This window comes from Micromonospora lacuserhaii (assembly GCF_036902735.1).
Lineage (GTDB): Bacteria > Actinomycetota > Actinomycetes > Mycobacteriales > Micromonosporaceae > Micromonospora.
This window is the reverse complement of the sequence record NZ_JBAKHO010000007.1, coordinates 62,796-74,894: the sequence shown is the minus strand read 5'-3', so window position 1 is coordinate 74,894 and position 12,099 is coordinate 62,796. Positions and strand designations below refer to the sequence as shown.

Genomic DNA, 12,099 nt, shown 5'->3' with positions numbered 1-12,099 from the left:
CTACAAACGACCCGGGGCCGCGACCGCGCTCAGGCGCCGGGGAGGACCTCGGGGGTGGCGGCGCCGGCGAAGTAGGGCTCGGGGGCACCGAAGAGGCCCAGCAGGCCGGTCACCCAGAGCTGGCGGTGCACGAACCGGCTCGGCTCGGTGACGACCAGCTTGACGCCGCTGACCTCGGCGGTCTGGAAGCCGGCCACCATCGCGCTGATGCCGACGGAGTCGATGAAGCTGACGAGCCGCATGTTGAGCTCGATCCGAGCCGGACGCCCCTTCGCGAGCACCTCGGCGATCGCCTCACGCACCTCGTACGCGGTGTCGACGTCGATCTCGCCACGCGGGGCGATCTCGACGACACCACCCTGCAGAACCGACTTCACGATCGACAGGCTCACGCGAGCACCTCCACTCGCCCGTCCATGGGCGCCTCATCAGTACGCGGGCCGCGACCGAGAGTATTCCTCCGACGGCCTCGGTCGCCACCCCTCGGGATGAGCAATTCGCGGATCCGGACGGACCGGGCCCGCTCCAACCGACCCAGGGTAGCGGTCGCCCGCCACCCGATTCGGGATCCGGTCCCCCGGCGAGCCGCCGGCCGCTCGTCGTCCCAGGTTGCCGTCCCGGGTTGCCCGGACTGCCTAGGCTCACGGGAGAGACGGGGTCACCACTACGGCGGAAGGATCGCATCGATGATCAGGAGACTGCTCGGCCTGGCCGGCGTCGGCGCGCTGCTCGCTCTCGTCCTGGCCTGCGGCTTCGGTGGCGGGGACGATGACGACGATGACGACGGCGACGACGACTTCGCCCGCGCGGCCGCGGTGGCCGTGGTGCGCTAGGACGCGGGTTTGCGGGCCGCCCCGGCTGGGCACTGGCCGGAGAGCGGACCGTGACGCGCCGCTGAGACGTCGACGTCCGAAGTGGCCGCAGACTTCGGCACCCCGAGGAGGTAACCACGATGTTCGGTAGCAACCTGCTGGAGCGCCGCAGCAAGCCCGAGCGGATCGCCGACCAGGCCTGGCAGCAACTGGCCGCCGCGATCGGCAACGCCGGCGACAGCGTTCGCGACGCCGCCAGGACCGTCCGCGGCAGCGGGGGCTCCGGGCTCTCCGACGCGGGCGACCTGGTCGGCTCGGCCGCGGACGAGGCCCGTCGGCGGGCCACCCTGGCCTTCGACGCGCTGGCCGGGCGCCGCCCGGCCCTGCCGTGGACGCTGCTGATCAGCGCGGCGCTCGTCGGCGCCGCCATCGGCTGGGCCGCCGGCACCGCCGCGCGGGCGGCCGGCAGCCGCGACCGGGCCGTCGACGACATCGAGTTCGTCGACGTGGACCGGCCGAGCTCCCCGGTCACCGGCCTGGACGGCTGAGCGCCACCGCACTGCCCGCGGCACACGCACCGGGACCGGGCCCCGGCCGACGGACGGGTCGGCCGGGGCCTCTGCGGGCGGGCAGCCGTCAGTCCAGGTGGAAGACGATCCCGTCGGCGACCACCTCGCGGCGCACGCCCAGCCCGTCCACCGGCCGGCCGGCCGCGTCCTGCCAGGGGGTGCCCGTCGCGTACCGGGGCAGCAGCACCACCGTGCGCACCCCGACCGCCCGCAGGTACGCCACCGAGCCGACGTCCGGGAAGGACACGCTCGCCGCGCGGATCGCCTCCTGCGAGGCCGGGGTGAACGAGGCCAACCCGTTGACCACCCGGGGGAAGCCGTCGGTCGACCAGAGCATCACGTGGTACTCCCGGATGCCCTCGCTGGGCAGCACCAGCGCCGGGCCGGCGATCCCGTGCAGCGCCACCGGCTCGGCCGGCACCGGCACGTGCGGCGTCCGGTTGACCCCCTCCAGCAGCACCAGCGCCACCGGCAGCACCAGCGCCCAGCGGGCCACCCGGCGCGTGCGGCCGGCAGCCGTCGAGTCCTCCCGCACGGTCAACCCCCCGGCGGCCAGGACACCCAGCAGCAGCGTCGTCCAGAGCACCAACCGCCCCGGGGTGCGCACCCCGTCCCAGCCCGGCACGTGCCGGACCAGCGTCAGGTACCCCGGGTCGCCGTCCCCGCCGAACGTGCTACCCGCGGCCAGGGCCACGCTGAGCAGCACCCCGGCGGCCAGCGCCAGCCGGTGCCGCACCCGCCAGACGGAGAAGAAGAGGCCGGTCAGCGCCAGCCCGACCAGCGTGATCCCGGGCAGCAGGGTCATCTCCCCCGGAAAGCCGAGGACCGTCCGGGCCGCCTCGTGTCGCTCCCCCCACAGCCAGGACTGCGGCGGCGCGGTCAGAAAGCCCGACCACGGCGGGGAGAACATCGCGATCTGGGCCGCCGTCCGCCGGCCCTCCGGGTGCCGGGCCACCACCTCCAGGTAGGGCGCGGCCATCAGCAGGGTCACCCCGGCGAACCCGACCACACCGGCCACGTCGGCCAGGAGCAGCCCGCGCGGAAGGGCCGGCCGGAGCCGCCGCCGCCACCAGGTCAGCGCGTACCCGCCGGCCACGACCAGGCAGAGCACCCCCATGGCGTACGCGAAGGGCAGGCCGATGCCGAAGCCCAGGGTGACCTGCCAGGCGGCGACCGCCCACCCGGCGGCCGCCCAGCCGGGACGCACCCGGTCGGCCCGGTGGCCGTGCCGCAGCGACCAGCCGTGCCCCCGGGCCAGCATGGCCAGCGACAGGGCGATCCCGCCGACGCAGAGCACGTGCAGGTGCCCGGCCTGGGCCAGCTTCCACGGGGCGTACGCGAAGGAGGCCCCGGCCACCGCCGCACCGGCCCGGCCGGCCCCCAGTTGCCGGCTCAGGGCGTACGCCCCGACCAGGGCGAGCGCGTGCACCAGCACGTACAGCAGGTTGTAGCGGACCACCGCGGCCACCGGCCCGTCACCGACCAGCCCGAACGGGGCGAAGCCCAGCAGGGTGTCCGAGTAGGCGTAGGTGTACGGCTCGGGGAAGAACGTGTTCGAGTGCCACAGGTGCGCCGGGTCGGTGGCCAGCGCGTGCCCACCCCAGGCGAGCTGCCACGCCTGCAACGTCGGGTCCCCGGTGTCCTGCGGGATGGTGCCGGCCGGGTCCCGCAGGGTGGGCCAGGTCAGCGCGGCGGCCGTGGCCAGCGCGGCGAGCACGGCGAGGGTCCACTCGTGCCGGCCGCACCGCCACATCGCCCGTGCCGCCCGGCGCATCCGGTCCATCCGCCCCGCCCCTCCACCGACCCGCCAGATCGTGCCCCGCGCCGGGCCCGCTTGTCGACGCCGCCGGGACGCCCGCCGACCCGTCCGCTCACCCGGATCGGGGGAGGAAGGCTCACCCCGGGCGGTGACAGGCTCGCCATCGGCGGGCCGCGACCCGCGCCCGCGGACCCTCCCGGGAGGAGTGCACGCATGGCCACGGCCAGCACCGTCACGCGTACCGACCAGGACCTGCAGAACGACGTCCTCGACGAGCTGACCTGGGAGCCCCGGGTGAGTGCGAGCCAGGTGGGCGTCGCCGTCACCGAGGGGGTGGTGACGCTGACCGGGTGGGTGGACAGCTACGCCGCCAAGTGGGCGGCCGAGCGGGCCGCGCACCGGGTGGCCCGCGTCCGCGCGGTCGCCAACGACCTGACCGTCCGGATCGGCCCGTCGGCCGAGCGCACCGACCCGGAGCTGGCCGGCGCGGCCGAGCACGCCCTCGCGTGGGACGCCTTCGTGCCGGTGGAGAACCTCCAGGTGACCGTCGCCAACGGCTGGGTGACGTTGCGCGGCGCGGTGGAGTGGGAGTACCAGCGCCGGGCCGCCGAACGGGTGGTCGGCCGGTTGACCGGCGTACGCGGGGTGAGCAACGGCATCACCGTCCGGCCGGCGACCCCGCCGAGCGGCGACGACCTGCCCGTCCGCATCGTCGACGCGCTCGCCCGCAGCGGGGCCACCGACCCGGACCGGGTCAGCGTCCGGATCTACGGCGACACCGCCGTCCTCAACGGCCAGGTCCACTCCGTGCCCGAGCGCGACGAGGTGGAACGGATCGTCTGGTCCGCCCCGGGCATCCGGGAGGTGCACAACCACCTGTCGGTGGCCGGCTGAGACCACCCGGGCCGGGTGAGCCGTGCTCACCCGGCCCGGCGGCACGGTGGGGGCATGAGTGATTCCGACGGGCTGATCCGCCCCGGGAGCCCGGCCCCCGACTTCGCCCTGCCGGCCACCCCGGACGGGCGTCGGACGGGTGCCGGGCAGTTCCGTGACCGGCCGGTGGTGGCCGGATGACCACGCCGCTGCAGGCCACCCCCCGGCTGCGGGTCCCGGTGACCGACGTCGACCACATCCGCGGGCCGGTGGACGCGCCGGTCACCATCGTCCAGTACGGCGACTTCCAGTGCCGGTTCTGCGGAGCGGCCCACCCCAACCTGGCCGAGGTGCTGCGCCAGCGGGCCGACACCGTCCGGCTGGTCTACCGGCACTTCCCGATCGCCAACGTGCATCCACACGCCGAGAACGCGGCCGAGGTCGCCGAGGCGGCCGGCCGGCGGGACCGGTTCTGGGAGATGCACGACTGGCTCTACGAGCACCAGGACCAGCTCGACCCGGTGCATCTGTCGCTCGGGGTGGAGCAGCTGGGCCTGCCACCGGCCGAGATCGGCGCGGAGACCGAGCGGCACGCGTACGCCGACCGGGTGCGGCACGACTTCGTCGGCGGCATCCGCAGCGGGGTGAACGGCACGCCCACCCTCTTCATCGGCGGCATCCGCCACGAGGGCGGCTACGACGTGCCGGAACTCCTCACCGCGGTGGACGCCGCCGCCGCCGCGTAACCACCACCGACAGGCGGGCACGGGTCAGATCAGGCGGAGTTCGCGGGCTCGGCGGACCGCCTCGCGGCGGCGGGTGGCGTCGAGCTTGCGGTAGATGTTGCGGACGTGGGTCTTGACCGTGTTGACCGACAGGGACAGCTCGCTGGCGATCTCCACGTTGGACAGGATGCTCTGCAGGTAGCGCAGGATCGTCAATTCCCGCTCGGTGAGCGGCTCGTCCAGCGCCCGGCGCGGACCGGCGGGCCCGCCCTCCGCCGGCTCCTCGGCGCCCCGCACCAGGTCGCTGACGATGGGCCAGTGCGCGGTGCCGGAGTCGAGGTGGGCGGCGAGCAGATCCCGGACCACCGGCTCCGACCGGGTGAAGACCCGCCGGTACCCCTGCGGTCCGGCCAGGTCGAGGGCCCGTTCCAGCAGCCGCCCGGCCCGCCGGTCGTCCCCGCCCCGGCGGGCCAGCACCGCGTCCAGCAGCCCGGCGGCGAGGCGTACTGACACCGGCCAGCCGTCGGCGGCGGGGCCGTCCCAGTCCGGCAGGGCGTACCCGGCCGCCCGGACGTCACCGGCGCGCAGCTCCACCCGGGCCAGGGCCAGCGCCAGCACGGGCGCCGGGTCGGGCTCGCGGGCCCGGTCGGCGAGCAGCCGCCGGGCGGTGTCCAGGTCGCCCTGCTCGCCCCGCAGGTCGGCCTCCAGGGCGAGCAGCCGGTCGGCCAGCTCGCCCCGCTCGGTGAGCCGTTCCCGGGCCCGTACGACCACCTGGATCGCCCCGGCCGGCTCCCCGGCGTCGCGCAGCAGCGCGCCCCGGCACAGCGCCGCCGCACCCGCGACGGTCGCCTCACCGGCGGCCGGGCCGGCCAGCGCCAGCTGCGCGCTCGCCTCCTCCGGCTGGTCCCGGTGCAGTGCCACCAGGGCCAGCGCCAGGTGTGCGTGGGCGCAGTCGGCCCGGCTCGACCAGCCGTGGGAGGGCGGCATCGCGAGCGCCGCGCGGGCCGTCTCCTCGGCCGCCACCAGCTCCCCGGCCAGCGCGTGCAGCAGCGCCAACCGGGCCGCGCAGACCAGCTCGGTACGCGGCCGGCCGCCCCGCCGGGCGGCCGGCAGCGCCGCGCCGAACCGGGCCGCCGCCGCCCGCAGGTCCCCCGCGGCGAGGTCGACCAGCCCGAGCGCCGTCCCGGCCACCGCGCGGACGTCGGCGTCCTCGCCCGCACCGGCGCGCGGATCCTCGTCCACCGCCGCGCCGGTCCCGGCCTCGGCTCCCGCGCCCGCCGACTCACCCACGGTGCGCCCGTGCGGCTCCCGGGTGGCGAGCAGCCGGGCGGCGGCGCGGCGCACCTCGGCGTGGTCACCGGCCAGCCGGGCCAGGCTGAGTTCCAGCGCGGTGGCCAGCATCCGGAACCGGTCCCGGCGGGGTGCGGGCAGCGGCCGGGCCGCCTCCACCGCCTCCCGCAGCCGGTCGGTGGCGGCGGCGACGTCCCCGGCGTACGCCCGCTCGGCCGCGCGGGCCAACGCCAGCTCGGGATCCCGGCGGACCGCCTCCGGCGGCGGCGCCGGCGGCGGTCCACCGGCCGGTTCCCCGTCGTACGGGGCCAGCTCCGGCCAGCCGGTGAGCAGCAGCTCGGCGGCGCGGTCCCACTCCCCGGCGGCCAGCGCGTGCCGCAACGCCTCGGCCGGCCGGTCGTGCCCGGCGAACCAGCCCGCCGCCCGCAGGTGCAGGTCACGCCGCTCGTCCCCGGCGAGCCCGGTGAGCTCCTCGCGGAGCAGGTCGGCCAGGAGCGGGTGGCAGCGGTACCACGGCGGATCGCTGTCGTCCCGGCGCAGGAAGCCGCTGTCCCGGGCCAGCCCGGCCAGCAGCTGCCCGCCGTCGGTACGGCCGGTCAACGCGTCCGCCAGGTCGGCCCGGACGGCGCCCGCCACCGCCGTTCGCCGCAGCAGCTCCCGGGCCTCCGGGGCGAGCCCGTCCAGCACCTCCGCCCGCAGGTACGCGGCGACCGCCGGCTCGTCCCCGCCGAACCGCTCCGCCCAGCGCTCCGGGTCGGGCCGGTCCCGCGCCGCCAGCGCGGCGAACCGCAGGCCGGCCGGCCAGCCGCCGGTCCGCTCGCGCAGCCGGGCCACCGCTGTGGCCGGCAGCGGCACCCCGTGCGCGACCAGCAGGTCGGCCACCTCGTCGGTGGTGAAGGCCAGCTCGTCGGGGCCGATCTCGGTCAGCTCGCCGGAGAGCCGCAGCCGGTGCAGCGCCGGCGGCAGGTCGGTACGCGCCCCGGCGACCAGACGCAGCCGCTGGTCGGTGTGGCGCAGCAGGAAGTCCAGCCCGCTCAGCGCCGCCGGATCGGTGATCCGGTGCAGGTCGTCCAGGACCAGCAGGACGGGCCGTTCCCGGGCGGCGAGCGCGGCGGCGAGCAGTTCCAGCTGGTCGGGGCGGGGTGGGGTGATCGGCAGCGGGGGGCTGTCGCCCTCCGCCGCGCCGCGCAGCGCCGCCGCCAGGTACGCCCAGAGCCGCTCCCCGCTGTCCCCGGCCTCGACCTGCACCCAGGCCGGCCCGGGCTGTGCCGCGCCGGCCCAGGAGGCGAGCAGGGTGGTTTTGCCCCAGCCGGCCGGCGCCCGGACCAGGGTGACCGCCCCGGCCGCCCCCTCGTCGAGCCGGCGCAGCAGCCGGGGTCTCAGCAGCACCGGCTCGGGGAGCGCGGGCGGGGCGAGGCGGGACGTCAGCAGCGGGGCCGGGCCGGCCGCCGCTTCGGCGATCCCGTTGCTGCTGAGCTGCTGCGGCATCCATCCACCTCCGTCGGCGCGGTCCTCCCCCGGCGGGCGGCGGTTACCCGGCGGGAACCCGTTCACCCCTTCGGGACGAGCCCGCTTCACCCGGGCACCGGGAAGCCTGGCCGCACCGGGTCACCGGCCGCAGCCGACGAGGAACGGCGGCCGGAACGACGGGAGGGGCGGGTGGTACGGATGCGACGGCTGAGCGGCGGCGGGCTCGCGCTTGCCCTGGCGGCGCTCGGCGCGGCCACGCTGCGCGCCCTGGTCGTACCCCGGCGGTCCGGCTGGCCCCGCGCGACCGGTGACGACCCGCGCCCGGGCCGCTGGCAGGTGGTGACGGTGGCCCGCCCGCGCGCGGAGCTGCTGCCCGGCGGACGGTGGCCGGAGCCGCTGCGGCCGCTGGACGGCGCGGTGGAGCTGTACCTGCGGCCGGCCCCCGGCGGGCGTGGCACCGAGCTGGCGGTCCGGCCGCTCGGCGGCGTGCGCACCCTGCCCGGGATGGCCGCCCACCTGGTCGGCGACGACCCCGGCCGGTACCTGCGGGACGTGCTGCGCCGGGTCAGGCAGCTCGCCGAGACCGGGGAGCTGCTGCTCCCGGACCGCGCCCCGGGGGACCGGCCGGCGGGGTGAACGCGGCTCACGGATGGCACACTCGGCGGATGCGCGACGACCGCCCGTACGACCTCGTCCTGTTCGGCGCGACCGGCTTCACCGGCGGGCTGACCGCGGAGTACCTCGCCCGGCACGCCCCCGACGGGCTGCGCTGGGCCCTGGCCGGCCGTAACCCGACGAAGCTGGCGACGGTCCGGGACCGGCTCGCCGACATCGACCCGGCGCTGGCCGAGCTGCCGCTGCTCACCGCCGACGTCACCGACGCCCCCTCACTCCAGGCGGTCGCGGCGGCCGCTCGGGTGGTGGCCAGCACCGTCGGGCCGTACATCCACCACGGTGAACCGCTGGTGGCCGCCTGCGCCGCCGCCGGCACCGACTACCTGGACATCACCGGCGAGCCGGAGTTCGTCGACCTGATGTACGTGCGGCACCACGCCGAGGCGGTGCGGACCGGGGCCCGGCTGGTGCACGCCTGCGGCTTCGACTCGATCCCGCACGACCTGGGCGCCTGGTACACGGTCAAGCAGCTGCCCACCGACGGGCCGGTCACCGTGGACGGCTTCGTCCGGGCGGGCGGGAAGTTCTCCGCCGGGACGTACCACTCGGCGCTCACCGCGTTCTCTCGTACCGGGGAGATGAGCCGGGCGGCGAAGGCCCGCCGGGCGGTCGAGCCGCGGCCGGAGGGTCGCCGGGTCCGCGCGGTGCCCGGGAAGGTGGGCCGGTCGAAGGAGATCGGCATGTGGGCGGTGCCGCTGCCCACCATCGACCCGCAGGTGGTCCGCCGGTCCGCCGCGGCCCGCCCGGAGTACGGCCCGGACTTCCGCTACCGGCACTTCGCCGCGGTGAAGCGGCTGCCGACGATCCTGGCCGCCGGGGTCGGGATGGCCGGCCTGGTGGGCCTGGTGAAGCTGCCGCCGACCCGGCGCTGGCTGCTCGGCCGGCTCGCCTCGGGCCAGGGGCCGAGCGCGGCGACCCGGGCGAAGTCCTGGTTCACGGTCCGGTTCGTCGGCACCGGCGGCGGGCGCACGGTGCTCACCGAGGTGGCCGGCGGCGACCCGGGCTACGACGAGACGGCGAAGATGCTCGCCGAGTCGGCGCTCTGCCTCGCCCTGGACGACCTGCCGGCGACCGCCGGCCAGGTCACCCCGGTCGTCGCGATGGGCGACGCCCTGCTGGACCGGCTGGTGCGGGCGGGGATGACGTTCCGGGTGCTGGACCAGCCCCGCTGACCGCTCAACCCGGCTCGTCGCCGGGCGGCGGGTTGTACGTCGAGACCCGCTCCTGCCCGGAGAGGTCACCGATCGCGTCCATGATCCGGTCGGTGACCTGACGGCGGGCCCGGGCGGAGGCGGCCTGACCCGCGTGTTCGGGGAACGCCAACGGCCGACCGAACCGCACCCCGGGTTTCCCGCCGCCGGGCAGCACCACCCCGGCCGAACCGAGGTGGACCGTCCCGGTCACCGCCACCGGCACCACCGGAGCGCCGGAGGCCAGCGCCAGCCAGGCCACTCCGGTGCGTCCCCGGTGCAGCCGGCCGTCCCGGGAGCGGGTGCCCTCCGGGTAGATGCCGAACGCGCCGCCGTCGGCGAGCACCGCCAGGGCGGTGTCGAGCGAGGACTGGAAGTCCCGGTTGACCCCGCGCCGTACCGGGATCGCGCCCAGGCCGGTGAAGAACTGGCGGCTCAGCAGCCCGGTGACGCCCCGGCCCTCGAAGTACTCGGCCTTGGCCAGGAACGCCACCGGCCGGGGAGCGGCCAGCGGGATCAGCACACTGTCCAGGAAGGACAGATGGTTGCTGGCCAGGATGACGGGACCGGTGGCGGGCACCTGTCCCGCGCCCTCCACGGTCGGTCGCCAGGCGATCCGCATCAGCGGGCGCAGCACGGCGCGGACGGTGACGGCGGCTCGGGGCACGGGCACTCCTGGGGCGAGAGGGTGTCCGCACTATAGCGAACGAACGTTCGGCCGCTATAACGCCGAATCGTGGCTACACTGACCCGATGAGTCCCCGCTCGTCCCTGGCCGAGGCAGCCCGCACCCGCAGCGCGATCCTGGCGCGCGGCGCCGCGGTCGCCTCGGTCGAGGGCCTGGCCGGGCTCACCATCGGCCGGCTCGCCGCCGACCTCGGGATGAGCAAGTCGGGGCTGCTCGGGCCGTTCGGCAGCAAGGAGAGCCTCCAGCTCCAGGTCGTCGAGGCCGCCGCCGACGTCTTCTGGCGCGAGATCTGGGAACCGGTGGCGGACCGCCCCGCCGGTCTCGCCCGACTCGCCGCCGTCTGCGGCAGCTGGGTGCGCTACCTCGCCGACCCGGCCTTCCCCGGCGGATGCTTCTTCGTCGCCGCCGCCAGCGAGTTCGACGACCGGCCGGGCCCGGTCCGCGACCTGGTCCTCGGGTACGCCGAGCGCTGGCACCGGGAGCTGCGCGAGCAGGCCCGTCGGGCGGTGGCCGACGGTGACCTGCCGGCCGGCACCGACCCGGAGCAACTGGTCTTCGAGCTGACCGGGCTCGTGCTGGCGCTGCACCAGGCGCTGCGGCTGCGCCACGACCCCGACGGGGTGTCCCGCGCCTGCCGGGGCATGGCCCGGCTGCTCGGCGTGCCCGTGCAGCCCACGGCTTGACCCTCGACCAGGTTGAGGCCACAGGATCATCGACGTGGAGAGTGAGCTGCGCAGCATCGGCGAGCTGGCCCGGGCCAGCGGGCTGACCGTCAGCGCCCTGCGGTTCTACGACCGCTGCGGGCTGCTGGCCCCGGCGCTGGTGGACCCGGTGACCGGGTACCGCTGGTACACCGACGAACAGGTGGCGCCCGCCCGGCTGGTGGCCGGGCTACGCCGGGTCGGCATGCCGCTGGCGGAGATAGCCGCCGCGCTGCGGCACCGCGCCGAGCCGGCGGTGGTCGGGCGGCTGCTCGACGCGCACCTGCGCCGGCTCGAGGACGGCCTCGCCGACGCCCGCCGCGAGCTCTCCCGGATCCGCGCCCTGGTCGACCCCGAGGAGAACCCGATGACCACCCGCCTCGTCCTGTCCCGCGTCGACCTGGCCGCGGCCGTCGACGCCGTCCGCTTCGCCGTCGGCACCGACCCCGACCTGCCGGTGCTGTCGGCCGTGCTGCTCGACGTCGAGCCGGACGGCGTACGGCTGGTCGCCACCGACCGGCACCGGCTGGCGGTGGCGCGGACCGCGGGGCAGGTGGACGGCCCGCCGGTGCCGGTGCTGCTGCCGGTGGACGCGGTCGACGAGATCCGCGCCCTGCTGGACACCGGCGTCGGGATCACCCCGGACGCGCACCTGACGGTCACCGGCGCGCAGGTCACCGTCTCCGTCGCCGGCCGCGAGCTGACGACCTCCGCGCTGCCGTACGACTTCCCCGACTACCGCCGACTGTTGCGGCGGGCCGCCGGCGACGGGCCGACCCGGCGGATCCCGGTCGACGGGGCCGCCCTGCGGGCCGCACTACGGCGCCCGGATGCGCCCACCGTGGCGAAGGAGTACGACGGAGCGCCGCTCGCGGTGACCGTGCTCGGCCTGGACGACCGGGACGGGCTGCGCCTGCTCGGGCCGGACGAGCTGGCCGGCGGCCACCCGGACGAGCTGCGGATCGGAGTGAACGGCGGCTACCTGCTGGACGCGCTGGACGCGGCCGGTGGGGCGCAGCTGGTGCTGGAGCTGGACGGGCCGATCGCCCCGCTGGCCGTGCGGCGCTCCGGGGACGAGGACGCCTTCTCCGTGCTGATGCCGATCCGGCTCTGACGGACCGCACCCACGGCGTGGCGGCCGGCCGGGCAGGGCTGGTGGGGAGCCGCACCAGGCGGCCTCCCGATCGGTCACCCACGGTCAACCCGGCCCCTACCCCCGCATCGCTGTTCGGTCCCTTTGCTCTGCTGTCCTCCCGGCTACAGCCACCTTGGGTGACTGTTGCGTCGGCGGCAGCAGAGCAAAGCGCGCGAAGGAGAGGTCATCTGGTCGGCGGGGCGGCGCGGAAA

General features: G+C 76.6%; 13 protein-coding genes. 9 read left to right on the top strand and 4 right to left on the bottom strand.

Annotated elements, in window-relative coordinates; all coding sequences use genetic code 11:
* Window positions 1-29: 29 nt before the first annotated feature.
* Window positions 30-392: an STAS domain-containing protein gene (locus V6U81_RS07110; protein ID WP_334485701.1), complete on the bottom strand. Its 363-nt coding sequence runs from the start codon at window positions 390-392 to the stop codon at window positions 30-32.
* A 294-nt stretch (window positions 393-686) separates the two neighbouring features.
* On the opposite strand from V6U81_RS07110, the gene V6U81_RS07105 reads away from it, so the two are divergent.
* Window positions 687-833 (top strand): hypothetical protein, encoded by a 147-nt coding sequence (locus V6U81_RS07105; protein WP_334485699.1) that lies wholly within the window; start codon window positions 687-689, stop codon window positions 831-833.
* A 119-nt stretch (window positions 834-952) separates the two neighbouring features.
* The gene (locus V6U81_RS07100; protein ID WP_334485697.1) at window positions 953-1,360 is read left to right on the top strand and encodes a hypothetical protein; all 408 of its coding nucleotides are present in this window, start codon (window positions 953-955) and stop codon (window positions 1,358-1,360) included.
* An 88-nt stretch (window positions 1,361-1,448) separates the two neighbouring features.
* On the opposite strand, the gene V6U81_RS07095 is transcribed toward V6U81_RS07100, so the two are convergent.
* Complete coding sequence (locus V6U81_RS07095; protein ID WP_334485695.1) at window positions 1,449-3,164, bottom strand: hypothetical protein; 1,716 nt, start codon at window positions 3,162-3,164, stop codon at window positions 1,449-1,451.
* Window positions 3,165-3,353: 189 nt separating this feature from the next.
* Here V6U81_RS07095 and V6U81_RS07090 point away from each other — a divergent pair, with 189 nt between their 5' ends.
* Genes V6U81_RS07090 through V6U81_RS07080 form a run of 3 tightly spaced genes read left to right on the top strand, consistent with a single transcriptional unit; the run spans window position 3,354 to window position 4,759 of the window.
* The gene (locus V6U81_RS07090) at window positions 3,354-4,034 is read left to right on the top strand and encodes a BON domain-containing protein (protein WP_334485693.1); all 681 of its coding nucleotides are present in this window, start codon (window positions 3,354-3,356) and stop codon (window positions 4,032-4,034) included.
* Window positions 4,035-4,088: 54 nt separating this feature from the next.
* On the top strand, window positions 4,089-4,214 hold the full coding sequence (locus V6U81_RS07085) for a hypothetical protein (protein WP_334485691.1): 126 nt from the start codon (window positions 4,089-4,091) through the stop codon (window positions 4,212-4,214).
* Entirely contained in the window at window positions 4,211-4,759 is a 549-nt protein-coding gene (locus V6U81_RS07080; protein ID WP_334485689.1) for a DsbA family protein, read from the top strand. Before V6U81_RS07085 ends, V6U81_RS07080 begins: the two co-directional genes overlap by 4 nt.
* A 24-nt stretch (window positions 4,760-4,783) precedes the next feature.
* On the opposite strand, the gene V6U81_RS07075 is transcribed toward V6U81_RS07080, so the two are convergent.
* Entirely contained in the window at window positions 4,784-7,516 is a 2,733-nt protein-coding gene (locus tag V6U81_RS07075) for a winged helix-turn-helix domain-containing protein (protein WP_334485687.1), read from the bottom strand.
* Window positions 7,517-7,696: 180 nt separating this feature from the next.
* On the opposite strand from V6U81_RS07075, the gene V6U81_RS07070 reads away from it, so the two are divergent.
* Window positions 7,697-8,134, top strand: a complete 438-nt coding sequence (locus V6U81_RS07070) for a hypothetical protein (protein WP_334485685.1) — start codon at window positions 7,697-7,699, stop codon at window positions 8,132-8,134.
* A gap of 29 nt (window positions 8,135-8,163) precedes the next feature.
* Window positions 8,164-9,345 (top strand): saccharopine dehydrogenase family protein, encoded by a 1,182-nt coding sequence (locus V6U81_RS07065; protein ID WP_334485683.1) that lies wholly within the window; start codon window positions 8,164-8,166, stop codon window positions 9,343-9,345.
* Between the two features lie 4 nt (window positions 9,346-9,349).
* Here the strand turns inward: V6U81_RS07065 and V6U81_RS07060 are convergent, their stop codons facing one another.
* Window positions 9,350-10,030: a lysophospholipid acyltransferase family protein gene (locus V6U81_RS07060; protein ID WP_334485681.1), complete on the bottom strand. Its 681-nt coding sequence runs from the start codon at window positions 10,028-10,030 to the stop codon at window positions 9,350-9,352.
* An 86-nt stretch (window positions 10,031-10,116) separates the two neighbouring features.
* On the opposite strand from V6U81_RS07060, the gene V6U81_RS07055 reads away from it, so the two are divergent.
* Both V6U81_RS07055 and V6U81_RS07050 read left to right on the top strand, forming a co-directional pair.
* Window positions 10,117-10,734, top strand: coding sequence for a TetR/AcrR family transcriptional regulator (locus V6U81_RS07055; protein WP_334485679.1), 618 nt, complete (start codon window positions 10,117-10,119; stop codon window positions 10,732-10,734).
* A gap of 46 nt (window positions 10,735-10,780) precedes the next feature.
* Entirely contained in the window at window positions 10,781-11,866 is a 1,086-nt protein-coding gene (locus V6U81_RS07050) for a DNA polymerase III subunit beta family protein (RefSeq protein WP_334485932.1), read from the top strand.
* Window positions 11,867-12,099: the final 233 nt, after the last annotated feature.

Excerpts from the sequence above, each read along its gene's own strand:
- V6U81_RS07105 (WP_334485699.1), top strand. The coding sequence starts at position 687 with ATGATCAGGAGACTGCTCGGCCTGGCCGGCGTCGGCGCGCTGCTCGCT.
- V6U81_RS07100 (WP_334485697.1), top strand. The coding sequence starts at position 953 with ATGTTCGGTAGCAACCTGCTGGAGCGCCGCAGCAAGCCCGAGCGGATC.
- V6U81_RS07095 (WP_334485695.1), bottom strand. The coding sequence starts at position 3,164 with ATGGACCGGATGCGCCGGGCGGCACGGGCGATGTGGCGGTGCGGCCGG.
- V6U81_RS07090 (WP_334485693.1), top strand. The coding sequence starts at position 3,354 with ATGGCCACGGCCAGCACCGTCACGCGTACCGACCAGGACCTGCAGAAC.
- V6U81_RS07085 (WP_334485691.1), top strand. The coding sequence starts at position 4,089 with ATGAGTGATTCCGACGGGCTGATCCGCCCCGGGAGCCCGGCCCCCGAC.
- V6U81_RS07080 (WP_334485689.1), top strand. The coding sequence starts at position 4,211 with ATGACCACGCCGCTGCAGGCCACCCCCCGGCTGCGGGTCCCGGTGACC.
- V6U81_RS07075 (WP_334485687.1), bottom strand. The coding sequence starts at position 7,516 with ATGCCGCAGCAGCTCAGCAGCAACGGGATCGCCGAAGCGGCGGCCGGC.
- V6U81_RS07070 (WP_334485685.1), top strand. The coding sequence starts at position 7,697 with ATGCGACGGCTGAGCGGCGGCGGGCTCGCGCTTGCCCTGGCGGCGCTC.
- V6U81_RS07065 (WP_334485683.1), top strand. The coding sequence starts at position 8,164 with ATGCGCGACGACCGCCCGTACGACCTCGTCCTGTTCGGCGCGACCGGC.
- V6U81_RS07055 (WP_334485679.1), top strand. The coding sequence starts at position 10,117 with ATGAGTCCCCGCTCGTCCCTGGCCGAGGCAGCCCGCACCCGCAGCGCG.